26 protein-coding genes are annotated in these 23,687 nt (G+C 68.4%); 16 read left to right on the top strand and 10 right to left on the bottom strand.

Going from position 1 to position 23,687, the window contains the following annotated elements; all coding sequences use genetic code 11:
• Positions 1 to 7: 7 nt before the first annotated feature.
• The 4 genes from AC1DVU_RS04175 (at position 8) to AC1DVU_RS04160 (ending at position 2,987) form a co-directional block, all read left to right on the top strand.
• Positions 8 to 655, top strand: coding sequence for a fasciclin domain-containing protein (locus AC1DVU_RS04175; RefSeq protein ID WP_476921165.1), 648 nt, complete (start codon positions 8 to 10; stop codon positions 653 to 655).
• 100 nt (positions 656 to 755) lie between these two features.
• Entirely contained in the window at positions 756 to 1,397 is a 642-nt protein-coding gene (locus AC1DVU_RS04170) for a histidine phosphatase family protein (protein ID WP_476921164.1), read from the top strand.
• Positions 1,398 to 1,422: 25 nt separating this feature from the next.
• A complete protein-coding gene (locus AC1DVU_RS04165) occupies positions 1,423 to 2,223 on the top strand; it encodes an SDR family NAD(P)-dependent oxidoreductase (RefSeq protein ID WP_476921163.1) in 801 nt (266 codons plus the stop codon).
• A gap of 5 nt (positions 2,224 to 2,228) precedes the next feature.
• Entirely contained in the window at positions 2,229 to 2,987 is a 759-nt protein-coding gene (locus AC1DVU_RS04160) for an SDR family oxidoreductase (RefSeq protein WP_476921162.1), read from the top strand.
• Here AC1DVU_RS04160 and AC1DVU_RS04155 read toward each other — a convergent pair whose 3' ends face one another.
• Entirely contained in the window at positions 2,988 to 3,128 is a 141-nt protein-coding gene (locus tag AC1DVU_RS04155) for a hypothetical protein (RefSeq protein ID WP_476921161.1), read from the bottom strand.
• 140 nt (positions 3,129 to 3,268) lie between these two features.
• On the opposite strand from AC1DVU_RS04155, the gene AC1DVU_RS04150 reads away from it, so the two are divergent.
• The 3 genes from AC1DVU_RS04150 to rpmG all read left to right on the top strand — a co-directional run bounded on the left by AC1DVU_RS04150 (position 3,269) and on the right by rpmG (position 4,725).
• The gene (locus tag AC1DVU_RS04150; protein ID WP_476921160.1) at positions 3,269 to 3,904 is read left to right on the top strand and encodes a hypothetical protein; all 636 of its coding nucleotides are present in this window, start codon (positions 3,269 to 3,271) and stop codon (positions 3,902 to 3,904) included.
• Positions 3,847 to 4,494 (top strand): uridine kinase family protein, encoded by a 648-nt coding sequence (locus AC1DVU_RS04145; protein ID WP_476921159.1) that lies wholly within the window; start codon positions 3,847 to 3,849, stop codon positions 4,492 to 4,494. The genes AC1DVU_RS04150 and AC1DVU_RS04145 overlap by 58 nt, the downstream gene beginning before the upstream one ends.
• A gap of 63 nt (positions 4,495 to 4,557) precedes the next feature.
• Positions 4,558 to 4,725, top strand: coding sequence for a 50S ribosomal protein L33 (gene rpmG, locus AC1DVU_RS04140; RefSeq protein ID WP_476921158.1), 168 nt, complete (start codon positions 4,558 to 4,560; stop codon positions 4,723 to 4,725).
• Between the two features lies 1 nt (position 4,726).
• Here rpmG and AC1DVU_RS04135 read toward each other — a convergent pair whose 3' ends face one another.
• Positions 4,727 to 5,365: a class I SAM-dependent methyltransferase gene (locus AC1DVU_RS04135; RefSeq protein ID WP_476921157.1), complete on the bottom strand. Its 639-nt coding sequence runs from the start codon at positions 5,363 to 5,365 to the stop codon at positions 4,727 to 4,729.
• Positions 5,366 to 5,421: 56 nt separating this feature from the next.
• Entirely contained in the window at positions 5,422 to 6,009 is a 588-nt protein-coding gene (locus AC1DVU_RS04130; RefSeq protein ID WP_476921156.1) for a helix-turn-helix domain-containing protein, read from the bottom strand.
• A 66-nt stretch (positions 6,010 to 6,075) separates the two neighbouring features.
• Between AC1DVU_RS04130 and AC1DVU_RS04125 the strand changes: the two genes are divergently transcribed.
• The gene (locus AC1DVU_RS04125) at positions 6,076 to 6,999 is read left to right on the top strand and encodes an NAD(P)/FAD-dependent oxidoreductase (RefSeq protein WP_476921155.1); all 924 of its coding nucleotides are present in this window, start codon (positions 6,076 to 6,078) and stop codon (positions 6,997 to 6,999) included.
• Positions 7,000 to 7,049: 50 nt separating this feature from the next.
• On the opposite strand, the gene AC1DVU_RS04120 is transcribed toward AC1DVU_RS04125, so the two are convergent.
• Both AC1DVU_RS04120 and AC1DVU_RS04115 read right to left on the bottom strand, forming a co-directional pair.
• A complete protein-coding gene (locus AC1DVU_RS04120) occupies positions 7,050 to 8,369 on the bottom strand; it encodes an ATP-dependent 6-phosphofructokinase (RefSeq protein WP_476921154.1) in 1,320 nt (439 codons plus the stop codon).
• A gap of 75 nt (positions 8,370 to 8,444) precedes the next feature.
• Positions 8,445 to 8,948: a PaaI family thioesterase gene (locus AC1DVU_RS04115; protein WP_476921153.1), complete on the bottom strand. Its 504-nt coding sequence runs from the start codon at positions 8,946 to 8,948 to the stop codon at positions 8,445 to 8,447.
• A 78-nt stretch (positions 8,949 to 9,026) separates the two neighbouring features.
• On the opposite strand from AC1DVU_RS04115, the gene AC1DVU_RS04110 reads away from it, so the two are divergent.
• Positions 9,027 to 9,500, top strand: coding sequence for a winged helix-turn-helix transcriptional regulator (locus tag AC1DVU_RS04110; RefSeq protein ID WP_476921152.1), 474 nt, complete (start codon positions 9,027 to 9,029; stop codon positions 9,498 to 9,500).
• Between the two features lie 173 nt (positions 9,501 to 9,673).
• Here AC1DVU_RS04110 and AC1DVU_RS04105 read toward each other — a convergent pair whose 3' ends face one another.
• On the bottom strand, positions 9,674 to 11,158 hold the full coding sequence (locus AC1DVU_RS04105; protein ID WP_476921151.1) for a flavin-containing monooxygenase: 1,485 nt from the start codon (positions 11,156 to 11,158) through the stop codon (positions 9,674 to 9,676).
• Positions 11,159 to 11,276: 118 nt separating this feature from the next.
• On the opposite strand from AC1DVU_RS04105, the gene AC1DVU_RS04100 reads away from it, so the two are divergent.
• Entirely contained in the window at positions 11,277 to 11,939 is a 663-nt protein-coding gene (locus AC1DVU_RS04100) for an SIMPL domain-containing protein (protein WP_476921150.1), read from the top strand.
• Between the two features lie 3 nt (positions 11,940 to 11,942).
• On the opposite strand, the gene AC1DVU_RS04095 is transcribed toward AC1DVU_RS04100, so the two are convergent.
• The gene (locus AC1DVU_RS04095; RefSeq protein WP_476921149.1) at positions 11,943 to 12,710 is read right to left on the bottom strand and encodes a sulfite exporter TauE/SafE family protein; all 768 of its coding nucleotides are present in this window, start codon (positions 12,708 to 12,710) and stop codon (positions 11,943 to 11,945) included.
• A 146-nt stretch (positions 12,711 to 12,856) separates the two neighbouring features.
• Here AC1DVU_RS04095 and AC1DVU_RS04090 point away from each other — a divergent pair, with 146 nt between their 5' ends.
• Positions 12,857 to 13,999 carry an alpha/beta hydrolase gene (locus AC1DVU_RS04090; protein WP_476921148.1) on the top strand — a complete coding sequence of 381 codons (1,143 nt, stop codon included), beginning with the start codon at positions 12,857 to 12,859 and terminating at the stop codon, positions 13,997 to 13,999.
• A gap of 10 nt (positions 14,000 to 14,009) precedes the next feature.
• Here AC1DVU_RS04090 and AC1DVU_RS04085 read toward each other — a convergent pair whose 3' ends face one another.
• The 3 genes from AC1DVU_RS04085 to AC1DVU_RS04075 form a co-directional block, all read right to left on the bottom strand.
• A complete protein-coding gene (locus AC1DVU_RS04085; RefSeq protein WP_476921147.1) occupies positions 14,010 to 15,722 on the bottom strand; it encodes a hypothetical protein in 1,713 nt (570 codons plus the stop codon).
• Between the two features lie 87 nt (positions 15,723 to 15,809).
• Positions 15,810 to 16,460 (bottom strand): class F sortase, encoded by a 651-nt coding sequence (locus AC1DVU_RS04080; protein ID WP_476921146.1) that lies wholly within the window; start codon positions 16,458 to 16,460, stop codon positions 15,810 to 15,812.
• Positions 16,461 to 17,414 carry a hypothetical protein gene (locus AC1DVU_RS04075; protein ID WP_476921145.1) on the bottom strand — a complete coding sequence of 318 codons (954 nt, stop codon included), beginning with the start codon at positions 17,412 to 17,414 and terminating at the stop codon, positions 16,461 to 16,463.
• Between the two features lie 205 nt (positions 17,415 to 17,619).
• Here AC1DVU_RS04075 and AC1DVU_RS04070 point away from each other — a divergent pair, with 205 nt between their 5' ends.
• Genes AC1DVU_RS04070 through AC1DVU_RS04050 form a run of 5 tightly spaced genes read left to right on the top strand, consistent with a single transcriptional unit; the run spans position 17,620 to position 23,552 of the window.
• A complete protein-coding gene (locus tag AC1DVU_RS04070) occupies positions 17,620 to 18,234 on the top strand; it encodes a TetR/AcrR family transcriptional regulator (protein WP_476921144.1) in 615 nt (204 codons plus the stop codon).
• A complete protein-coding gene (locus AC1DVU_RS04065) occupies positions 18,231 to 19,022 on the top strand; it encodes a TIGR03084 family metal-binding protein (protein ID WP_476921143.1) in 792 nt (263 codons plus the stop codon). The genes AC1DVU_RS04070 and AC1DVU_RS04065 overlap by 4 nt, the downstream gene beginning before the upstream one ends.
• Positions 19,019 to 20,815 carry an acyclic terpene utilization AtuA family protein gene (locus tag AC1DVU_RS04060; protein WP_476921142.1) on the top strand — a complete coding sequence of 599 codons (1,797 nt, stop codon included), beginning with the start codon at positions 19,019 to 19,021 and terminating at the stop codon, positions 20,813 to 20,815. Before AC1DVU_RS04065 ends, AC1DVU_RS04060 begins: the two co-directional genes overlap by 4 nt.
• Positions 20,812 to 21,963 carry an acyl-CoA dehydrogenase family protein gene (locus AC1DVU_RS04055; protein ID WP_476921141.1) on the top strand — a complete coding sequence of 384 codons (1,152 nt, stop codon included), beginning with the start codon at positions 20,812 to 20,814 and terminating at the stop codon, positions 21,961 to 21,963. The genes AC1DVU_RS04060 and AC1DVU_RS04055 overlap by 4 nt, the downstream gene beginning before the upstream one ends.
• Complete coding sequence (locus AC1DVU_RS04050; RefSeq protein WP_476921140.1) at positions 21,963 to 23,552, top strand: acyl-CoA carboxylase subunit beta; 1,590 nt, start codon at positions 21,963 to 21,965, stop codon at positions 23,550 to 23,552. The genes AC1DVU_RS04055 and AC1DVU_RS04050 overlap by 1 nt, the downstream gene beginning before the upstream one ends.
• The last annotated feature ends 135 nt before the right edge of the window (positions 23,553 to 23,687 follow it).

Below are 23,687 nucleotides of genomic sequence, written 5' to 3'. Positions count from 1 at the left end.
AAATGACATGCGTACATCCACCAAGAGCTTCGCCATCGCGGCGGTTGCCTCGCTGTCCCTGCTGACCGCGGCCTGCGGCTCGAGCGACAGCGGCGACGACGCCGCACCCAAGGACGAGTCCTCCTCGTCGGCTGCACCGATGGACGATGCCGCCTCCGACCTCGTGGGTGCGGGCTGCGCCGACTATGCCAAGGCCGTGCCCGAGGGCAAGGGCTCGGTCAGCGGTATGTCGAAGGATCCGGTCGCCACGGCCGCCAGCAACAACCCGCTGCTCAAGACCCTCGTCGCGGCGGTGTCCGGCAAGGTCAACAAGGACGTCAACCTCGTCGACACGCTCAACGGCGGTGAGTTCACGGTGTTCGCCCCGGTCGACACAGCGTTCGCCAAGCTCGACAAGAAGACGCTCGAGACGCTCGGCACCCCCGCGGGCGCCAAGACGCTCGAGAGCGTCCTGACGTACCACGTGATCGCCGGCCAGATCTCGCCCGCCGACATCGACGGCACGCAGAAGACCGTCAACGGGGCGGACCTGATGGTGACCGGTTCCGGCGACGACATCCGCGTCGGCGACCAGGCCGGCGTCATCTGCGGCGGCGTCAAGACCGCCAACGCGACGGTGTACCTCATCGACACCGTGCTGATGCCGCCCGCCTGATCCGCCGGTTGAGGTGCGGAGCCTCGAAACCAGAGATGGTTTCGAGGCTCCGCTTCGCTCCGCACCTCAACCATCGGGGGGCTTTCGCTAGGCTCCGGGCATGGGATCCGTCCACCTCATCCGGCACGGTCAGGCGTCGTGGGGATCTGATGACTACGACCAGCTCTCGGCGATCGGCCGGCAGCAGTCCACCGCCCTCGGCATGTCGTGGGAGGCGTCGGGATGGGCCCCCACCGCCGCGGTTGCCGGGTCGATGAAGCGTCACGCCCAGACCGCGATCGCGGCGATCGACGCGTGCGGGCAGGGCGACGGGTACGACATCGACGACGGCTGGAACGAGTACGACCACCTCGCGATCGCCCGTGCGCACGATCCGACGTCGCTGAGCAAGGACCCCAAGGAGTTCCAGCGACACCTCAACGTCGCGCTCGACGGGTGGATCGCCGGCGAGGGCGAGCACGCCGAGACCTATCGGGACTTCGTGGACCGGGTCATGACGTCGTTCGGCAAGGTCGCAGCCGATGCCGGCCAAGGACGCTCGATCGCCGTGTTCACCTCGGGCGGGCCGATCGCGATCGTGGCCTCGCACCTGCTGACGGGCGACGACTCGGCGTTCCAGCGGATCAATGACGTCATGATCAACGCCGCCGTCTCGACGGTCATCGTCGGCTCGACCGGTCCAAGGCTGCTGGCCCTCAACGAGAGCGCGCACCTCCCGCGCGACCTCGTGACCTACCGCTGATTTGGGATACCGCTAGTATCTGACGGTGATCATTGCCTCGAATTCCCGCATCCTCGTCACCGGAGCGGCCTCCGGTCTTGGGCTCGCCCTCGTACGCCGGCTCGCTGATCGTGGCTGCCGCGTGCTCGCCACGGACGTGCACACCGAGCTGCCCGAGTCGCTGCGTGGCCTGGACCGCGTCGCGTACCTGACCCTCGACGTCACGCAGGACGTCGACTGGGCCAAGGCGCGCGACTGGGTCGTGGAGGAGTGGGACGGTCTCGACTACCTGTTCAACAACGCCGGCGTCGCGGCAGGCGGCCGCATCGAGCTGTCCGAGATGGACCAGTGGCAGTGGATCGTCGACATCAACCTGCTGGGCGTCGCCCGCGGCTGCCGTACGTTCACGCCGATGCTCAAGGCGCAGGGCAGCGGCCACATCGTCAACACCGCGTCGGCCGCCGGACTCGTGCACCCGCCCCGGATGAGCGAGTACAACGCGGTCAAGGCCGGCGTCGTGGCGCTGAGCGAGACGCTGCTGCACGAGCTCAAGCCGTACGGCGTCAAGGTCTCGGTGATCTGCCCGACGTTCTTCAAGACCAACCTCACCGAGTCGCTGCGCGGCAAGGACGAGTCGGCCAACAAGTCGGCCGCCAAGCTGATCGACAACGCCAAGCTCAGTGCCGACGTCATCGCGGGCCGGGTGATCACCGGCGTCGAGAAGGGCAAGCACATCATCCTGACCGATCGCGACGGCAAGATCGCCTACGCCGCCAAGCGCTTTGTCCGCCCGTTGTACTACTCGATGATGAGTAAGGCCTCCGCCCAGATGTCGAAGAAGGACTGACTGACATGCGCAAGAACGTTCTCATCACCGGAGCCAGCTCCGGGCTCGGCGCCGGCATGGCTCGCATCCTCGCCGCCAAGGGCCACCACCTCGCCCTCACCGCCCGCCGGGTCGACCGGCTCGAGGCGCTGCGCGACGAGCTGCTGGCGGCGCACCCGGACATCGAGGTCGTCGTGCACGAACTCGACGTCAACGACCACGACGAGGTCTTCGCGGTGTTCAAGCAGGCCATCACGGAGCTCGGCGGGCTCGACCGGGTCATCGTCAACGCCGGACTCGGCAAGGGCGGGCGCATCGGCACCGGCAAGTTCTACGCCAACAAGCAGACCGCCGAGACCAACTTCATCGCCGCGATCGCCCAGTGCGAGGCGGCCATGGAGCACTTCTACGAGCGGAAGTCCGGCCACCTCGTGGTCATCTCGTCGATGTCGGCGATGCGCGGGATGCCGTCATCCATGACGACCTACGCGGCGACCAAGGCCGGCATCGCGGCGATCGCCGAGGGCATCCGCTCGGACCTGATCGGCCGCAAGGGGCTCGACATCAAGGTCACGACGCTCTACCCGGGCTACATCGCGTCGGAAATGAACGAGGGTGTCCAGCAGGAAGCCAGGATGATGGTCGACACCGAGACGGGCTGCAAAGCCCTCGTCAAGAACATCGAGAAGGAAGTCGTCGACGCAGCCGTGCCGGCGTGGCCCTGGGCCCCGCTCGGCCAGGTCATGAAGCACGCGCCGCTCAGCATCGTCCGCCGCATGGTGTGACTACGACCTCGGGCTGAACTGCCTCTGCTTGGGCTTGCCCGAGAACACGATCCTGCTGACGACGAACGCCACGGCGGCGGCATGGGTCGCCAGCACGGCGGCGCCCAGCACCACGATTCCGATCAGGATCCACTCGATCATGGGCCCAGTTTACGTGCGCCGCGCATGTATCGTGCAGGACCCGGACCGACGGCACACAGGCCCGCGATGCGACAGGTTGTACACGCATGTCACGGTATGGGCACCGAACCGTCAGTCGTACGAACCGAGGGGAACCGCGCATGACCTCCACGCCACCGCCCAATGATCCCGCGGAGCCGACACCCGGCGGATACCCGGCATACCCCGGTGAGGGAGCAGCCCAGCCGCCCGCGCCCGGCGCTTACCCGGTCCACCCCGGAACGCCTCCCGGCGGTGGCTTCGGCCATCCGGGCGCTCCCGGCGCGGAGGTTCTCCAGCCCGGATCGATCCGGCTGGCCGTCCGGCTGATGTGGGCCGGCGCTGCCGTCAGCGTGATCTCCCTGATCGCCGGCGTGGCGACGCTGGGGTCGGCCAAGGACGAGATCCGCGATGAGCTGGCCAAGGACGACGCCAACGTCAGCCAGTCGACGGTCGATGCCGCGTACGCGATCGGCATCGCCTTCGTGGTGATCGTCGGCGCCGTCGGTGTCCTGCTGTGGCTGTGGATGGCGTGGAAGAACGGCCAGGGCCGCTCGTGGGCCCGCGTCGTGGCCACGGTGCTCGGCGGCCTCAACGCACTGTTCACGCTGCTGGCGACCACCCGTCCCACCACCGAGCCGGTGAGCCTGGTGTTCTCGCTCATCAACCTCGTGATCGCGATCGCGATCCTGGTGCTGCTGTGGCGCAAGGAGTCGAGCGACTTCTACACAGCGCGATCCCGCCCGCAGCTCGGCTGACCGTGCCGCACGCGACATTCGATGACCTTGCCGCGCGGGTCGAGGACCTGCGGCTGACCCGACCTCGGACGGTCGTGGCGATCAGCGGATACGGCGGCTCCGGGAAGTCGACCCTCGCCAAGGCGCTGGCTGCCGTCGTCCAGGGCGGTACGCGCCTGAGGGGCGATGACTTTCTCGACCCAGTGCGGTCGCACCGTCGCTCAGCCGACTGGGACGGAGTCGAACGCACGCGCATGCGGCACGAGGTGCTCGAGCCCTACAGGCGAGGCGAATCCGTCCAGTTCCGGCCGTACGACTGGAATGCCGGCGGCCTCGGACCCCTTGTCGAGCTGCCCGCAACCGAAGTCCTCGTGGTCGATGCCATCGGCATCCTGCATCCCGAGCTCGAAGGATGCTTCGACCTGTCGGTCTGGGTCGACGTCGAGCTGGACGTCGCCGGCGAGCGTGGCCGGCGGCGCGACCGGATCAACGGTCATGACCACGATCGGCTCTGGACCGACGTGTGGCTGCCGAATGACCGTGACTTCGCCGCCAGGTTCGACCCGGTGGGTCAGGCCGACGTCCTGTACGTGCCCGACGACGTCGCCTAGTCCGGAATGCGGCGGCCTGTTCGATTGTTGACAACCATTGTCAATCAACGAGAGGTGACCACCATGGCTCGTCATGCCGATCTCAGGCCTATCATCAAGCTGCGGTCGACCGCCGGCACCGGTTACACGTACGTGACCCGCAAGAGCCGCCGGAACGATCCCGACCGCATGGGCCTGCGCAAGTACGACCCCGTCGCGCAGCGCCACGTGGAGTTCCGCGAAGAGCGCTGAGCTACCGGCGACGCACTGCGCGCAGCACGGCATCGACCGCGACGGCACTGTGTCCGTCGCGGTCGATCCATTCCCGCTCCGGCCTCAGGGCCTCGATCGCGTCCCACTCGGCTGGGTCGAGCGAGGCGGCGACCTCGTCGGCGGTGAAGCGCATCTCCTCGAACGAGGTGCCCTCGGGCGCGTGTCCCACGTCATCAGGGTGATGGCCCACGATGAGGAGGGTGCCGCCCGGCGCGACCGAGGCCGCGAGCTCGCGGTGGAGCCGGACGACGGCCGGCCGCGGCAGGTGCATGAACTGCGCCGACACCAGGTCGTACGTCGCGTCGGCCGACCACTCGAAGGCGTCGGCCTGCTGCCACGTGACCTCAACGCCGGACTTCGTTGCTCGCGATGCGGCGCCCTCGAGCGCTACCGGCGAGATGTCGATCCCGGTGACCTGCCAGCCCTGCTCCGCCAGCCAGATCGCGTCGGCGCCCTCGCCGCTCCCGTAGTCGAGTGCGGTGCCGGGTCGCAGCTGCGATGCGTACGTGACGAGGTGCGGATTGGGCTTGCCGCTCCAGACCTGTTCGCCGGAGTAGCGCTCGTCCCAGTACGCGCGGGTGAAGTGATCCTCGGGCTGTGCGGTGTGCTGGTGTGTCATGCCACCATCGTGCGGGAACGGCTGCGCGATGACAAACAGGGTTGCCGCTTTGGCAACTACTCCTTCGACCGCGGTTTCGCGCGAACGTGCATGCGCTCGCCCTGGGTGCCGAACAGCGTGAGCAGCTCGAGCGGTCGCTTGCCGGCGTTGCTCAGCCCGTGCGGCAGCCGGGTGTCGAACTCGGCGGCTTCTCCCGGACCGAGCACGAGATCGTGTTCGCCGATCCGCAGGCGCAGGCGTCCCGAGAGGACGTAGAGCCACTCGTATCCCTCGTGCGTCTTGAGCTCGTCGGTGTCCGGTCCGGTGGCCGGCGGGATGACGACCTTGTATGCCTGGAGGCCGCCGGCCTGTCGGGTCAACGGCACGAAGGTGCGTCCATGGCGGATGATCGGCTCGGCCTGGATGCGTGGATCCTCGCTGGGCGGCGCCTCGACGAGCTCGTCCAGCGTGACGCCGTGGGCCCTGGCCAGCGGCAGCAGGAGCTCGAGCGTCGGCTTGCGCTGGCCGGCCTCGAGGCGGGAGAGCGTGCTGACCGAGATGCCGGTCGTGGCGGAGAGCTGGGCCAGGGTGGCCTCGCCGCGCTGGCGCAGGGCACGCAGGTGCGGGCCGACGGAGGTGAGGGCTTCGGCCAGGTCGTCAGTCATGTCGGACATCTTGCCATGTCAGCAACGATGTTTGCGATTCGGCGAGGGCCGACGAACACTGAGGACATGAACTCACAGTCATACGACGCCATCGTCATCGGAGCCGGCGCGGCCGGACTCTCCGCCGCCCTCGTGCTCGGGCGTGCCCGTCGGCGCGTCCTTGTGCTGGACGGGGGCCCGCCCCGAAATGCGGCGGCCGAACACGTCAACGGCTACCTCGGGGTCGACGGGTTGAGCCCGCTGGAGCTGCTCGCGGTCGGGCGTACGCAGGTCGAGAAGCTCGGAGTCGAGGTTCGCGAGGACGTCGCCTCACGGGTCGAGATCGTCGACGGTGGATTCGCCGTCCGGGCCGGAGGCGAGCAGCTCCATGCGAAGCGGCTCGTGCTCGCTGCCGGCATCACCGACTCGTTGCCCGACATCCCCGGCCTCGAGGAGGGGTTCGGCGTCGACGTCTTCCACTGCCCCTACTGCCACGGCTACGAGGTCGCGGGCCAGCGACTCGCCGTTGTGGCGACGCATCCCATGTCGAATCACCAGATCCGCATGGTGCGGCAGTGGTCCGACGACGTGGTGTTCTTCCTCAATGACACCATCGAGCTGGACGCGGATGAGCGCCGCTTGTTCGCCGCACGAGGGGTGGAGGTCATCGACGGCGCGGTCGGTGAGATCGTCCGACAAGGCGGCGCACTGCGGGGCATACGCGCGGCGGATGGCTCCGTCATCGAGGTCGACGCGGTGTTCGTGGCTCCGGCGATGGTGCTCAATCTCGATGCGTTCGCCGCGTTCGACCTGGAGATGACCGAGACGCCCCTTGGGCCGGTCGTCGCCACCGACCTGACCGGTGCGACGAACGTGCCCGGCCTCTGGGCCGTCGGCAACGTCGCCGATGCGAGCTCACAGGTCATCTCGGCGTCGGCGACCGGCGCCAAGGCCGGAGCGATGATCAACGCCAGCCTGATCGAAGACGAATGGGCCGCGGCGGTGAGTTAGGGCCCACTCAAGCGTCGACGGTGGGCCCTAACTCACCGCTCAGCGAGGGGTCAGCACATCGAGAACGGCTGGGCGGTGCTTTCGAGGACCGACAGCCAGAGGTCGCCGTCGGGGGAGACGCTGTGCGAGCCCGACGTGACGAACGGGATCGGCACGTGGACGAAGCGGTGACGGCGGCGGCCGACGACCATGTCCGTACGACCGGCCATCGCCGCGTGGACTGCGGTCTGGGCCAGGCGCGCGCAGTAGACCGAGTCCGACGCGTCTGCGGGGACCGAGCGGATCGCATAGCCGGGGTTGAAGTAGCGCATCGTCAGCGGCTGGTTGCGGTTGGCGAAGTCCTTGCTGATCTGCTCGCGCAGGAAGCCTGCGATGTCACCCAGGACCGCGTTGCCGCTGGCGTCCCGGCGGTCGCTGGCCGGGATGAGGTCCTGGCCGGCGCCTTCGGCGAGGACGATGACGGCGCTGCCGCGCTCGGCGACGCGTCGCTCGAGCAGGGCCAGCAGTCCGTTGTCGCCGTCGAGCGAGAACCCGACCTCGGGGATCAGCACGAAGTCGGCGTCGTGGTTGGCCAGCGCGGCGTAGCAGGCGATGAACCCGGCATGGCGGCCCATGACCTTGACGATGCCCACGCCGCCGACGGCCGCCTCGACCTCGACGCGCGCCGCCTTGATCGACTCGGCGGCCTTGGCGAACGCAGTGGAGAAGCCGAAGCTCTGGCCGATGTGCGGGATGTCGTTGTCGATCGTCTTGGGGACGCCGACGACACCGATCTTGAGGCCGCGTGCGGCGATCTCGGCGCCGATGTTGTGCGCACCGCGCATCGAGCCGTCGCCGCCGATGACCATGAGGATGTCGATGTCGAGCTCGACCAGGCGGTCGACGATCGCGACCGGGTCCTGGGCGCCGCGCGACGAGCCGAGGATCGTCCCGCCACGCTCGCTGATGCGGGACACGAAGTCCGGAGTCAGCTCGACGACGTCGTGGCCGTTGGACTCGATGAGTCCGGCATAGCCGTGCTGGAACCCGACGACGTCGCGTACGCCGTAGTGCGTGTTGAGCTCGAGCACGATCGCCCGGATGACGTCGTTGAGCCCGGGACACAGGCCACCGCACGTGACGACGCCGACCTTGGTCGTGGCGGGGTCGAAGAAGATCTTCTGACGCGGGCCGCCGGACTCGAAGGTCGGCAGCTCGGCGAGCGGGACACCGCGCGACTCGATCAGCTCGAGGGTGTCGTCGTAGAGGATTCGATCGGTCTCGCCGACGTAGTACTCATTGGTCGTACGCCCCTCGACATAGAGCGCGAGCGGCGAGTCGACGGTGCATGCACCGAGCGAGCGGACCTGGAGATCGGAGAGCGAAACCACCCGACAATGGTATCCGAGGAAATCCTCACGTTTGACCGTGATTCCACCCCTCGGGCCGCTGAGCTTGTCGGAGCGTCAGGGAGTGAACACGAGACAGGTTGATGTGGCGGTCGCGAGGAGGCGACCGGCGGAGTCCTTGATGTCGGCCTCGACGAATGCCGCCCGCGAACCGGGCTTGGTGACCCGGCCCTGTGCCGTCACCGTTCCCGTCTCGCTGGTCATGCCGCGAAGGAAGCTGACGCTGAGGTCGAGCGACGTGTAGGCCATGCCGGCCGGCAACGTGGTCTGGACGGCGCACCCGCACACCGAGTCCAGGAGCGTCGCCGCGAAGCCGCCGTGCACCGAGCCGATGGGGTTGTAATGCGACTCGTCGGGGGTGGCCGTCATGGTGGCGACGCCCGGAGCGACGCTTGCCAGCTCGAGGTTGATGTGGCCGGCGATCGGTGGGGCCGGGAACTTGCCGTCGATCATCGCCTGGAGGTAGTCGATGCCGGACATCGTCAACGCTTCGGCAGCCTGGGGTCGCGGGTCGACCCACGTGATGGTCTTGTGCTGCGTTGCCTCGTCGAGCTCGGTCATGGCGTGCCTCTTCTCATGCGGAGGAGTAGAGCGTACCATCTGAGTTGGGAATCCAAACTCAGCATGGGTGGAGCACGCATGACGATGACCGACTACGACTCGGCGACCTGCTCGATCGCGAAGACCGCGCAGATCCTCGGCGACCGCTGGTCCGTGCTGGTCGTGCGCAACCTGTTCAACGGCGTACGCCGGTTCGACGCGTTGCAGCACCACCTCGGCATCGCCCGCGACGTCCTCACGAAGCGGCTCGCGCTGCTGGTCGACGAGGGGATCGTCGAGCGCAGGGCATACCAGCCGGAGGGGGCGCGCACGCGCTACGAGTACGCCTTGACCCCGGCCGGTCGTGACCTACGCACCGTCATGGTCGCGCTGATGGACTGGGGTGACACCCACCGTGCAGGGCAGGACGGTCCGCCGATGTCACTGCGGCATCGCGACTGCGGCGCCGAGATCCACGCCCACCTCACGTGCGCCGTGGGACACGACATCGAGACCACGACCCGCGCCGTGCTCGTACCACTGCCCGGAGCCAAGCTGGCCACCGCCGGTTGAGCGGTCTCGGCACGATCGACCAGCGAGGCAAAGGTGGTCGAGTGCCCGCGAGGAACGAGCGGGTGTATCGAGACCACGTGACGTGCGGTCCTCGCCCGAGTCTCTCGACTCGCGGGGTCTCGATACGCCTCCCTCGCAGAGCTCGGTCGGCTACTCGACCGGCGAGGGGGACGTCAGGCGTAGGCGTAGTCCTCGAGGGGGAAGCTGCCGGCTTCGCGGAACGCGTCGAGCGTCGAGGTCGGCCGCAGCAGTGTCGCCATGCCGTGCTGGTTGAAGTAGTACGACCGCGACGTCGCACAGCTGCCGTTGACGAACACCGAGTCCTCGACGCGGTCGGTCATGCGCGCGAGGAACGCGGCATTCGCGTGCTCGGTGACCTCGAACGTCGACGCGCGACGCTTCTCGACCTCCCCGAGCAGGCGCTTCATGTGCCGCATCTGCGACTCGATCGTCGTGAAGTACGACAGCCCTGAGTATGAGTACGGGCTGTTGAGCGAGATGAAGTTGGGGAACCCCGGCACGGTAACGCCCTCGTACGCCTGGAACTGCTGGTCGCGCCAGAACTTGCCCAGGTCCTTGCCATCGCGCCCGATGACCTCGAACGCCGGGAAGTTGGTGTCCCAGAGGTTGAAGCCGGTTGCGAGCACGAGCGTGTCGATCTGCGTCTTGGTGCCGTCCTCCGTCACGATGCCGTCGGGCTCGATGCGGGCGATCGGCGTCGTCTCCAGGTGCACGTTGTCACGGTTGAACGTCGGGAAGTACGTGTTGGAGAACGTCGGCCGCTTGCAGCCGAAGGTGTAGTCGGGCGTGAGCTTCCGGCGAGTCTCAGGATCCTTGACCTGCCGCTCGAGGTGCCGGAGCGCCATCTTCTCGACCGTGCGGTTGAGCAGCTTGGTGCGCCGGTAGTTGAGCACGCCGGCGACCATGATGAGCTCGAGGATGCTGCTGCCGATCGTGCGTACGACGCGCTGCGCGAGCGGCACGCGGGCGTACAGCTTCTGCACCCGCTTCGGGATCTCGCCGTCGCGCTTCGGGGTGACCCAGATGGCCGTGCGTTGGTAGACCGTGAGCTCGGCGAGCTGCGGCGCGATCTCGGGGATCAGCTGAACGGCGGTGGCGCCGGTTCCGATCACGGCGGCGCGCCGGCCAGTGAGGTCGATCGAGTCGTCCCATCGCGTCGTGTGGATCACGGTGCCGTCGAATGACTCGATGCCCTCGATGTTGGGGAACGCCGGCTGCGACAGGAAGCCCGTCGCGGTCAGCAGCATGCGGGCGTGCAGCCGTTCGCCGCCGGCGATGTTGACGGTCCAGTGGTTGGCATCCTCGTCCCACACGGCACCCTCGACGACGGTGTCGAACCGCATGTGCCGGCGGACGTCGTACTTCGCGGCGACATGTGTGGCGTACGCCTTGAGCTCCGCGCCGGGCGCGTAGAGCCGCGACCAGTACGGATTCGGCTCGAACGAGTAGGAGTAGGTCGACGACGGGATGTCGACGGCGAGGCCGGGATAGCGGTTGACGTGCCACGTGCCGCCGAGATCGCTCTCGCGCTCGAGGATCACCAGGTCGTCGTGTCCGAGCTGCCGGAGCTGGATCGCTGCGCCGATGCCGCCGAATCCGGCGCCGATGATCGCGGCGTCGTGGATGGTCTCGGTCATGGGTTCCCCCGTCGGATTTCAGATAATCGAGATATCTGAAACCAGTAAACCAGCCAGACCGCCATGTGACAAGGCCGATGTCATCGTCGCGCGGGAGATCATGGGGCACGATGTCTGCATGACGCTCGAGATCACCGTGCGCGGTTCGGCCGAGCAGCGCTACCCCGCCGAACGCGCCGTCGTGTCCATGACTGCGGCCGTCGAAGGGCTGGACCGCAAGCAGGTCTTCCAGGACGCCGTCGCGATCCATGACCCGTTGGTGTCGCAGCTCCGCGAGCTCGTCGAGCTCCGCGCGGTAGGCCCGTGGTCGAGCGACCAGGTGCGGGTCTTCAGTCACCGCCCGTGGGAGGCAGACGGCCGGCGCGGGGCGATGGTGCACGTCGCGCGGGTGAACGTGAACGCCGAGTTCACCGACTTCGAGCGGCTCAGCGGGTTCCTCGACTTCTGGTCCGGCACCGAGGGTGTCGAGGTCAACGGCATCGGCTGGGACGTGAGCATCAAGAACCGTCGAGCGTACGAGGCCGAGGCCCGCAAGGCCGCCGTCGACGACGCGGTGGCGAAGGCCCAGTCGTACGCCAATGCCGTGCGCCGCGGAAAGGTCGTTGCGGTCCAGCTCGCCGATCCGGGCATGTTGACGCACGACCCTGAGGAATCCGGCGGGTTCCCCATGCTGGCGAAGGCCGGGATCGCCGACGCGTCCGACGGCGGGCCGCAGCTCGAGCTCACCCCTGCGGAGATCGTCATCACCGTCGAGGTGGACGCCCGCTTCGTCGCGGACTGACCGCTAGTTGAAGTACAGGATCTTGATGAGGGCGAGCACGCCGATCACCAGGATCACCGCGCGCAGCACGCCCGGCGGGAGGCGCCGGCCGATGCGGGCGCCCAGATAACCGCCGAGCAGACTGCCGGCAGCGATCAGGCCGACGACCTGCCAGTCGATCCGGTCCCACGCGACGAGCATGAACGTCAGTGCCGCGACCGCGTTGACGATCGTCGCCAGGACGTTCTTGATGCCGTTGATGTCCTGGAGGCCGATCGTCAGCAGGACTCCCAGCAGTCCCACGAGCAGGACCCCTTGGGCCGCGCCGAAGTAGCCGCCATAGATGCCCAGGACGTAGACACCGGCAGGAAGGGCCCACTGCGAGGTGCGCGGCTCCGCGCCGAGCTCGGCATGCCGACGGGCGGTACGCCGTTGCATGGCCGGCCCGATGACGACCATGACGAGACCGAGCGAGATCAGGACCGGCACGACCGCCTGGAAGGCGCCGGCCGGGAGGACGAGCAGCAGCAACGCACCGGTCAGGGCGCCCAGCACCGAGGCCGGTGCGAGCCGGAACAGGAGAGACCGGTGCCGGAGAGCCTCCGCGCGGTAGCCGTGGACGCCGGACAGCCCGCCGGCGACGAGGCCGATGTTGTTGGACACGTTCGCGGTGAGCGGGGGATAGCCGAACAGCAGCAGCGTCGGGAACGTGATGAGCGTGCCGGAGCCGACGATGACGTTGATGGTGCCGGCCCACACGCCCGCGGCGAAGATCACGATCGCCTCGATCATGACTCACCTCCCGTCGACGCGTTGCCCGTACGAGTGTCACCCAGTCTCATTGCGCGCCCGTCATCGGGATCATCAAACAGGCCCTGACCTGCGCAAACGTCGTGCGCAGATTTGAGGCGTGCGCATACCGAGGGTACGCTCGAAGCATGTGGTCCTCGGTGTTCGAACGGCTGACGGCGCTCCTGGGCGCCCCGAAGCTCCCGCGCAGGCGGGTCCAGCTGAGGCTGCCCGGGCGGGGTCCCATGCGGGTCGTCTACGACAAGGCCGTGGTCCACGAGAGCTACAGCATGCGGGCACGGGTCCTGCAGCGCACGATCCGCATGGTGTTCAAGCCGGTGCTCCGGTTCACGCCGATCAGCGAGCGCACGTTCGCCGCGATCCGCGCGATCGACGGCCTGCAGACCCATCGCCGGCGCTCGCCCTACGTCTCGTTCGAGGTGTCGGAGCTGGGTGGTGTGCGGGTCGAGAAAATGACCCACCAGCACGGCCCCGACAGCGAGATGACGCTGCTCTACCTGCACGGCGGCGGCTTCTTCTCCGGCAGCATCGAGACGCATCGCCGGATCTGCGAGCGGCTCGCCCTCAAGACCGGCGCGACGGTGATCTCCGTCGACTACGTCCAGCTGCCCGAGGGATCGATCGCCGAGTCCGTGCAGGATGTCATCTCGGCGTACGCCGCGCTGGTCGAGTCCAGCGATCACCCGGACAAGATCGTCGTCGCCGGCGACTCCGCAGGCGGCTACCTCACGATGAAGGTCGCCGAGCTCGCCAGTCGCCGCGGCCTGCAGGCGCCCGCGGCCCTGCTCGGATTCTCACCCCTGCTCAGCGTCGACCCGGACCGCCAGGACAAGGCGGTTGAGCGGATCATCCGGGCCCGCGACGCGTACCTGCCGATCCAGCGGATCGCGCACATTCGTGAGCGCTGGCTGCCCGAGGACGGAGTGCCGATCGAGGGGTACGCCTCGCCGCTGCACGCTGCGGCCTACATCTCGTCGCCGACGTTCTTCGTCGCGGTCGAGGACGAGCTGCTGCGGCCCGAGGTCGAGGCCATGGCGCTGCTGCTCTCCGAGCGGGGGGTCGAGGTCGAGACCCACCTGTGGCGGAAGCAGGTGCACGCGTTCCCGGTCCTCGTCGACCTCGTGCCCGAGAGCGAGATGGCGATCCAGCTCGCCGCCGACTTCGCGCGCCGCGCCGTCGGCGAGCTCGACCGGGCCCCCATCGAGGACCCGGCCAGCCACGAAGAGGTCATGACCGGCGAGCTCGTGCCGGACCAGGACTCCGCGGCCTGACCGCGTCAGCTCACTTCGCGAACGCGACCCGCACGCTGAACACCGTGTGCTTGTCCTTCTTGGCGTACGAGATGCCGACCGCGCGGAGTGCCTTGGCCTGCTCGATGTCCTTGGCGACGTCGTCCGGCGGATCGGCCTTGCTGATCTTGTCGAGGATCGTGCCGACGTCGACGAACAGCCCGTAGAGCGTGTCATCGCCGTACGGCATGACCGACGTGAACGTGGCGTCGTCTCCGAGCTTGCCCGACTCGTCGACCGCGTCGGCCGCGTCCTGGTTGGTCGCGAGGACCGCGCCGTCGTCAGTCTGCTTGGTGGGCAGCTCGATCCCGACCTGGGCGGCCAGGGCGGCCAGGCGCTTGGCCAGGTCGAGCGCCTTGTCCGGGTCGGTCGTCATCTTGAGTGCCACGTCGAGGTCGGCGACGTCCTCGGGACCGGACAGGGTCGGAATCGTCTCCAGGTTCTTCGAGCCGACGGCGATCTCGAGCCGATCGCCGAACAGCGTCTCGAGGTCCTCCGGCACCTTGAGGCCGGTGGACTTCTCGAACTCCGCGATGTAGTCCTCGACGTCAGGCGTCTCGATCGGGTTGTCCTTGAGGTAGTCCTCGAACTGGGCCCGCTCCTCCGGCGTCATGTCGTCGGTGAACGAGTCGTCGAGCCCGGACCCGAACTCCGACTCGAAACCTTCCGTGAACTGCTTGAGGAGTGTGTCGTACTGCGCGCCGACCTGCTCGCCCAACCCGCCGACGGACAGCGCGGCCACCGTGTCGGTGGGCAGCTTGCCCATGGGCGCCGGCTTCAGCTTGGCGGCAGAGTCGGTCAGCCCCGCGAGCCCGGCCAGCTCGAGCGTCGAACCGTCCGTGCGCACCGTGAGCGCCATCGTCCCGGCCTGCTCGATCTCCGCGAGACCTGTGCCACCGGCAGTCGCCATGAGGTCCTTGAACTCCGGGAAGGAGTCGATGACCTTCTTGGTGTCGACCCAGGCCGAGGCGACACCCTGCTCGCCCAGGTCGTCGAAGTCGTTGGCGAATGCCTTCTTGTCGGCCAGGGACGCCTTCTCAGCGGCCTTGACCGCGGCGTCGGCCTGCTTCTGCGTCTCGGCGACGATCGCGTAGCCGTCGAGGAACGCGACGGCAGCCTTCTCGTCATCACACTTGAACAGGTCCTTGATGCCGGACTCGGCCTTCTTCTCGTCCGAGACCTGGATCGCGACGAGCGGAGTCTGCTTCGTGTCGAGCGCCACGCCGATCCGGTTGCCGAGCCACGGCTTGACGTCCTTCTCGTACGTCATGTCGCAGTCGCCCTCCTTGAGGGCCTCTTCTACGAGCAGCTTGCGCACGTCCTGCTTGGCGCTCTTGATGCCGATCTCGTCGGCTGCTTCGGGGAACTTGCGGATCAGCTTGAACAGCGCGATCTTCTGGCTGGCTGACGGGTCGACATCGACGCGGGCGTAGGCGATGACAGAGGACGGCAGCACGTCGTGCGGCTGGGCGCCGCCACCGTCCAGCTTCTTGACGACGGCGAAGGCGCCACCGGCGAGGGCGAGCACGACGACCGCGGCGATCCCGCCGATCACGAGCCCCTTGAGGTTGCGACCCCCGGTGGGCGGCTCTTCCGGCGATGTCGCGGCCGGCAGCGTCTCGGTGGGCGTCTCGCCCGCCGCCGTGGCCGGCTCTGGCACCGGAGGAGGTGTGGGCTCGGGCGTGGTGGGCGGCTGCTTGGTCATGCGGGATCCTTCGAAGAATTCGTGCGGGAGTCAGAGGAGACTATCGGAGACCCCGCGGTCGTGTCAGGGTGTCTGGTGAATCGCCGACTACTCCCGGCCGACGGCCTTCGCGTACGTGATCACGGTCGTCTCGAACCGGGTTCCGTTCCAGTCGCCGCACGTCATCAGGACGAGCCCGCTGGGCCCGGTCTCGCGGTAGATCCGGTCGGACTCGGCGGCGAAGTCGGCGACCTTGATCTCCTTCTCCGACGTGACCCGATAGGTCAGCTTGCCGCCCTTGCCCGTGAGTGTGAGTCGGTCGCCCTTGCCCAGGTCGGAGAGCTCGTCGAACACGCCATCGTCCTTCGAGGCCGTGTGACCGACGATTACGGCATTGCCGGGCTGCCCCGGCTGCTGCCCGTCCTCCCACCAGCCGGTCTCGTGCAGGCTCGCCGGGACCTCTTGGGCGCCCTTGGCCGTCGTGCCGACCGGCAGGACCTTGGCGTCGACACCGATCTCGTCGATGACCAGCTGGGTCGGCTCGCCGATGGGCTTGACGGCATTGCTGAACGGCACGGCCTTCGGGGCTGTGGCCGTGGTCGACGCCGTTGCCCGTGGAGTCGCGGCCTTGTCGTCATCGCGCGTCAGAAGGACGGCGGTGACGACACCGACGACGACGATCGCCGTCGCCGCCGCGAGTATGCCGAACCGGCGGCCTCCACGAGGGAAGCCGCCGGCTCTACGTCGTCCGGGTGTCACTTAGCGCGCGGCGATACCGGCAGCCGGGGCGACCGTCGGGTGGCCGGACCCGCTGCCACTCTCGTCGCCGACGCCGCTGTCACCACAGTCCTGAGGGACTTCGAGGAATCGGACCTGCGTCGGCTCGTCTTCCTCGTCACCCTCCTGCCACACCGCGAACGCGGCCTCTTCGAACGTGGTCTTGACGGTGCGCGACGCTCCGCCGGCCAGCGTGAACTGAGCGATCTCGTCGAAGTCGAAGTCGTCGTCGTTGAAGCCCACGAACTGAAGATCGAGCGGGCCGTCCGTCGTGTTGGTGAATGTCACCGAGCCGCAGCTGATCTTCGTGGTGACCAGCGAAGGACCTTGGCTGTTGTCGGCGCACGACTCGGGGGCTGTGTACTTCCAGCTCGCGACGGCGTCGTTGGCGAGCGTGAAGCCATCGTTGGCCTCGGCGATGAAGGTGACCTCGTCGCCGAACGAGAACTCCAGGCCGTCATACGTGCCGGCGTCGAGCTCCTCGGTGTCGTTGTCGCCGAAGTCCACGGAGTACGTCACGTTGGCGGTCGTCGGGATGACGACGGTGCACTCATCCGGGAACGTCACCGGGTTGGGGGTGATGGGTCCCGAAGCGACCGTGACGGTGACCGTGTCGATGGATTCGCGGCCATTCTGGTCGGTCGCAGTCAGCGTGTAGGTGAGGTCGCCGGTGGTGGCCGGTGTGACGACCTCGTTGCCGGCGGGGTTGGCCTTGTTGCCCGACCATTGACCGGATGCGACGAGGTCAACCGCTTCGGTGCTGGTCCACGACAGCGTGACGCTGTCGCCCACGGTGATCGTCGTGTCGTCGACCTCAAGGTTGACGACGACGGCGGCCTGGGCCGGGCTGGCGACGAGGAACATCCCGAGCAGCACGCCGAAGGCGGCAACAAGAGAGCCCGCGCGGCGGGCGCGGGCGTGGGTGGTCGAGGACATGCAGGGGCCTCCGAGATCAGGGATTCAGTGAGGCGCCATGACCGCACGCCAAGAGAGCAGCGTAGCGGAGAATCGGCCCCTCTTTCCCCGTTTTTGCGCCAGCTTGTCCGTTTCGGGTCGGCCGGCGCTTGGTGGACACAGTCGAGTCGCAGTTCACAAACAATCAGGCTTGACTGTTTGTGAGGATGTCCCGCATGCTGGGGGCGTGACGACGGACCCCGGCACCACATTGCGTACGCCTCAGGGTGAGCGCACCCGAGCCATGCGCCTGCGACTGATGGAGGCGACGGTGGAGTGCCTCGTCGAGCTCGGCTGGGCCGGCACCACCACGACAGTGGTGAGCAAGCGGGCGGGCGTCAGCCGTGGCGCGCAGCTGCATCACTTCCCCAGCAAGCAGGACCTCGTGGTCGCTGCCGTCGGCCACCTGACGGAGCGCCGCCGCGAGGACATGAAGCTGGCCGCGGCCGAGCTGCCCCAGCGCGGTCGCACCCGGGCGGTGCTCGAGATCCTCAGCCAGCAGTTCGTCTCACCCGTCTTCTTCGCCGCCCTCGAGCTCTGGGTCGCGGCCCGTACCGACGCGAACCTCCGAGCCGAAGTCGCACCACTCGAGCGTCGAGTCGGTCGCGAGACCCACGCGTACGCGGTCGAGCTGCTCGCGATCGACGAGGCTCGCGGCGACAACCGGCGTCTCGTCCAGGCGACCCTCGACCTGCTGCGCGGCCTCGGGCTCGCGGCATCCCTCAGCGACGACACCAAGCGCCGGGCCGACGTGCTCGACTCGTGGGCCGTCGTCCTCGACCACGAGCTGGAGATGTCATGACGATTCTCGAAGGCATCCTGTCCGACCTGGCCGACGAGAGCCTGCAGCTCGACACGTGGGTCGCCGGCCTGCCCGCTGACGGCTGGGCGACCGTGACGACGCCCGAGGGCTGGACCGTGGCGCACCAGATCGGTCATCTGCACTGGACCGATGCGGCGTCCCTTGCGGCGATCACCGACCAGGACGAGTTCGGCCGCGGCATGAAGCGTGCCGCGGCGAACCCCGAGGGATACGTCGACGAGGGCGCCGAGGAGATGGCGATGCTGCCCCCCGAGGAGCTGCTCGCGACCTGGCGTGAAGGACGGGTCGCCCTCGATGCCGCGCTGCGCAGCGTGCCGGAGGGCGAGCGGATCCCTTGGTACGGCCCGCCGATGAGCCCTGCGTCGATGGCGACGGCACGGGTCATGGAGACGTGGGCGCACAGCCACGACGTCGGCGAGGCGCTCGGGCTCACGATCCCGCAGACCTCGCGCGCCAAGCACGTGTGCCACATCGGCGTACGTGCTCGCGGCTATGCCTATCTCGTCCGCGGCGAGCAGGTGCCGGACGCCGAGGTGCGGGTCGAGCTGACCGGTCCCGACGGCGAGCTGTGGACGTGGGGGCCTGAGAATGCTCCGGAGCGGGTCACCGGCTCTGGCTATGACTTTGCGCTGCTGGCCACCCGCCGCCGGCACGTCGAGGACGTCGACGTCCGTGCCGAGGGCGAGCACGCCGCCTACTGGCTGACGATCGTCCAGGCGTTCGCCGGCCTGCCCGGCAACGACCCGGTGAAGCTGGCCGACCGATGAGTGAGGTTTCCACAGGCTCAACCGGCGGGGGCTCAACCATCAGAGTCGGCAACTGCTCGGGCTACTACGGCGACCGCCTCTCGGCGATGCGCGAGATGCTCGAGGGCGGGGGCCTCGACTACCTGACCGGCGACTACCTCGCCGAGCTCACCATGCTGATCCTCGGGCGTGACCGCATGAAGGACGAGTCGCTCGGCTACGCCAAGACGTTCGTCAGGCAGATGACCGAGTCGATCGCGCTGGCCAAGGAGCGTGGTGTCAGGATCGTTGCGAACGCCGGCGGGCTCAACCCTGCCGGCCTCGCGGCCAAGCTGCGCGAGATCGCCGAGTCGCAGGGCCTGGAGATCGCGATTGCTCATGTCGAAGGCGATGACCTGCTGGCCCGCGCCGAGGAGTTCTCGTTCGGTGACGTGATGACCGCGAATGCGTACCTCGGTGCCTTCGGGATCGCGTCAGCCCTGGACGGAGGGGCCGACATCGTCGTCACCGGCCGCGTCACGGATGCCTCGGTCGTGGTGGGCCCGGCGATCGCGCACTTCGGCTGGGGCCGGGACGACCTCGACCAGCTCGCCGGGGCCGTCGTTGCCGGGCACGTGATCGAGTGCGGCACGCAGGCGACCGGCGGCAACTTCTCGGGATTCGCGAATGTCGACATGTCGGCTCCGCTGGGATTCCCGATCGCCGAGATTGCGGCGGACGGCTCGGTGGTCATCACGAAGCACGAGGGGACCGGCGGTGCGGTCGCGGTCGACACCGTCACGGCCCAGCTGGTCTATGAGGTGGGCGGGCCGGCATACCTCGGCCCTGACGTCACGACCCGGCTCGACACCATGACCCTCACCCAGGAGGGACCTGATCGGGTGGCGATCACCGGTGTTGTCGGCGAGCCGCCCCCGGCAACCACCAAGGTCTGCCTCAACGCGCTCGGCGGGTTCCGCAACAGCGTCGAGTTCCTCCTCACCGGGCTCGACATCCCGGAGAAGGCCGAGCTGATCCAGGGCCAGATGGAGTCGGCGCTCGCCGCCGGCACCGTTCCGGAGACGGTCGAGTGGCAGCTCGAGCGGACGGACACCCCAGATCCCGCGACCGAAGCCCAGGCCACGTCGCTGCTGCGGTGCCACGTCAAGAGCGCGTCGCCGGATCCGGTCGGCCGGTCGTTCAGCGACGCCGCGATCCAGCTCGCGCTCGCGTCCTACCCGGGCTTCAGCGTCACGCGGCCTCCATCGGCCGGTACGCCCTACGGTGTCTACCGCCCGGCGTACGTCCCGCAGTCCGACGTCCCGCACGTCGTCGTGCACGCCGACGGTCGGCGCGAGCCGATCGCGCCGCCCGTCGTCGTGCGCAGCCCGGAGCCCGACACCGCGTGGCCCGAAGCCGCGGTGCAGGAGAGCGCGCCGCCAGTGGGCGACTGGGTGGGTGACACCGTGAGGGCGCCGCTGGGCCGGCTGGCGTACGCGCGGTCGGGCGACAAGGGCGGCGACGCCAACATCGGCGTCTGGATCCCCGCCGACCACCCGGCTCGCGACGATGCCTACGCCTGGCTGGCCGGCTTCCTCGACGAGGCCACGGTGCACGATCTCATCCGCGAGGCCGCGACGCTCGACATCGAGATCCACCCGCTGCCCAACCTCGCGGCGGTCAACATCGTGATCCGCGGGCTGCTCGGCGAAGGCGTGGCCTCGTCCACCCGGCTCGACCCGCAGGCCAAGGGCGTCGGGGAGTGGCTGCGGGCGCGCGACTGCGCGATTCCGGCGTCGCTGCTGCCTGACGCGATCGCGGAGGCCGCGCTGTGAACGCCTGGGCCACGCCCGAGCGCCGGGCGCTTCGCGAGATGGTCACCTCCTTCACCGAGAAGGAGGTCGTCCCACACCTCCCGGCATGGGAGGACGCCTGCGAGGTGCCCCGCGAGCTGCACCAGAAGGCAGCCGAGGCCGGGCTGCTCGGCGTCGCGTTCCCAGAGGAGGTCGGCGGGCAGGGCGGCGACCTGATCGACTCGGCGATCGTGAGCGAAGCCGTTCTCGAGGCCGGTGGCTCGACTGGGCTGATCGCTGCGCTGTTCACGCACGGCATCGCCTTGCCTCACATCGTGGCGTCGGGCAACGCAGACCTGATCGACCGCTACGTACGACCGACGCTGGCCGGCGAGCTGATCGGCTCGCTCGGCATCACCGAGCCCGGCGGTGGCTCCGACGTCGCCAACATCCGAACCCGTGCGGTCAGGGATGGCGACGAGTTCATCGTCAACGGAGCCAAGACGTTCATCACCTCCGGTGTGCGCGCCGACTTCGTGACGACCGCCGTGCGTACCGGCGGCGAGGGCTACGGCGGCGTCAGCCTGCTGGTCATCGACAAGGGCACGCCGGGATTCACCGTCGCCCGGCCGCTCAAGAAGATGGGCTGGCACTGCTCCGACACCGCCGAGCTGAGCTTCGACGACGTACGCGTGCCGGCGGGCAACGTCGTGGGTGAGGTCGACGGCGGCTTCGTCCTGGTGATGCAGCAGTTCGTCAGCGAGCGGCTGAGCCTGGCGGTGCAGGCGTACTCCACCGCGCAGCGATCGCTCGACCTCGCCGTGGCGTACGCGCGGGAGCGCGAGACGTTCGGCAAGCCGCTCATCGCCCGCCAGGTCATCCGGCACAAGCTCGTCGACATGCACCGGCGGACCGCGGCTGCGCGGGCACTGACCCGGCAGGCCGTGGAGCGGGCAGTCGATGGCGACAAGACCGATCCCGCCGTGATCCTCGACGCCGTGCTGGCCAAGAACCAGTCGGTCGAGGCGTGCGAGTGGGTCGTCTCCGAAGCCGTGCAGATCTTCGGCGGCATGGGCTACATGCGCGAGTCCGAGATCGACCGGCACTACCGCGATGCCCGCATCCTCGGCATTGGCGGCGGCGCCACCGAAGTCCTGAACGACCTGGCCGCCAAGCTCCTGGGGTATTGATGAAGACGACTGTCGACCCGACCACCGAGACGTACGAGACGAACCGCGCGCTGATGCTGGAACGGCTCGCCGACCTCGCCGGGCAGCACGCCAAGGCGCTGGCCGGCGGCGGAGAGAAGTACGTCGAGCGGCACCACCAGCGCGGCAAGCTCACCGCCCGCGAGCGCATCGAGCTGCTGCTCGATCCCGACGCGCCGTTCCTCGAGCTGTCGACGCTCGCCGCGTGGGGCACAGACTTCGCGGTCGGCGCCTCGATCGTCACCGGCATCGGCGTCGTCGAGGGCGTCGAGTGCATGATCGTCGCGAACGACCCGACCGTGAAGGGCGGCTCGTCCAACCCCAGCACCCTCAAGAAGGGCCACCGGGCAGCGCAGATCGCCGCCGAGTGCGGGCTGCCGACGATCAACCTCGTGGAGTCCGGCGGCGCCGACCTGCCCACGCAGAAGGACATCTTCATCCCCGGAGGCGGCTCCTTCCGCAGCATCACCAAGGCGAGCGCGGACCGGCGACCGACCGTCGCGCTGGTGTTCGGCAACTCGACGGCCGGCGGGGCGTACATCCCGGGCATGAGCGACTACGTCGTGATGGTCAAGGGCGGCGCCAAGGTGTTCCTCGGCGGGCCGCCGCTGGTCAAGATGGCGACGGGTGAGGAGTCCGACGACGAGTCGCTCGGCGGCGCCGAGATGCACGCACGCACGTCCGGGCTGGCCGACTACCTCGCGGTCGACGAGCACGATGCCATCCGCATCGGCCGGTCGATCATCCGGCGGCTCAACTGGCGCAAGCACGGCTTCACGCCCGAGCCGACGTACGCCGAACCGGTCCTCGACCCCGAGGAGCTGCTCGGCATCGTGCCGACCGACCTCAAGATCCCGTTCGACCCTCGCGAGGTCATCGCGCGGATCGTCGACGCGTCGGAGTTCGACGAGTTCAAGCCGCTCTACGGCTCATCGCTCGTGACCGGCTTCGCGCAGCTGCACGGCTACCCGATCGGCATCCTGGCCAACGCGCAGGGCGTGCTGTTCAGCCAGGAGGCGCAGAAGGCGACGCAGTTCATCCAGCTGGCCAACCAGACCGACACGCCCCTGCTGTTCCTGCACAACACGACGGGCTACATGGTCGGCGCGGAGTATGAGCAGGGCGGCATCATCAAGTACGGCGCGCAGATGATCAACGCGGTGTCGAACTCCACGGTGCCGCACCTCTCGGTCGTGATCGGAGCGTCCTACGGCGCCGGGCACTACGGCATGAGCGGCCGGGCGTACGACCCGCGCTTCATGTTCAGCTGGCCCAACGCGAAGTCCGCGGTCATGGGTCCGGCCCAGCTCGCCGGCGTCATCTCGATCGTCGCGCGGGGTGCGGCTGAGGCGAAGGGTCAGCCGTACGACGAGGAGGCCGACCAGCAGATGAGGGCGTACGTCGAGGAGCAGATCGAGAAGGAGTCCCTGGCGTACTTCACCTCGGGGATGCTCTACGACGACGGGGTGATCGATCCCCGGGACACCCGCACGATCCTCGGCATCTGCCTGTCGGCGATCAACACCCGCCCGGTCAAGGGCGCCGAAGGATACGGAGTGTTCAGAACGTGAGTGCGCGTGACGTGGTCTCGATACTCTCGCTCGTTCCTCGCTCGAACTCGACCAGCGATGGTCGCGCGAGCATTCGCCGGTCGAGTAGGGGAGGCCGCCCGCGGCCGAGCCGTATCGAGACCACGCAAGGAGTCC

The organism is Aeromicrobium sp. P2_G6 (assembly GCF_056403535.1).
Note: the sequence above shows the minus strand (reverse complement) of the source record. Positions and strands in the feature narration are given on the sequence as shown.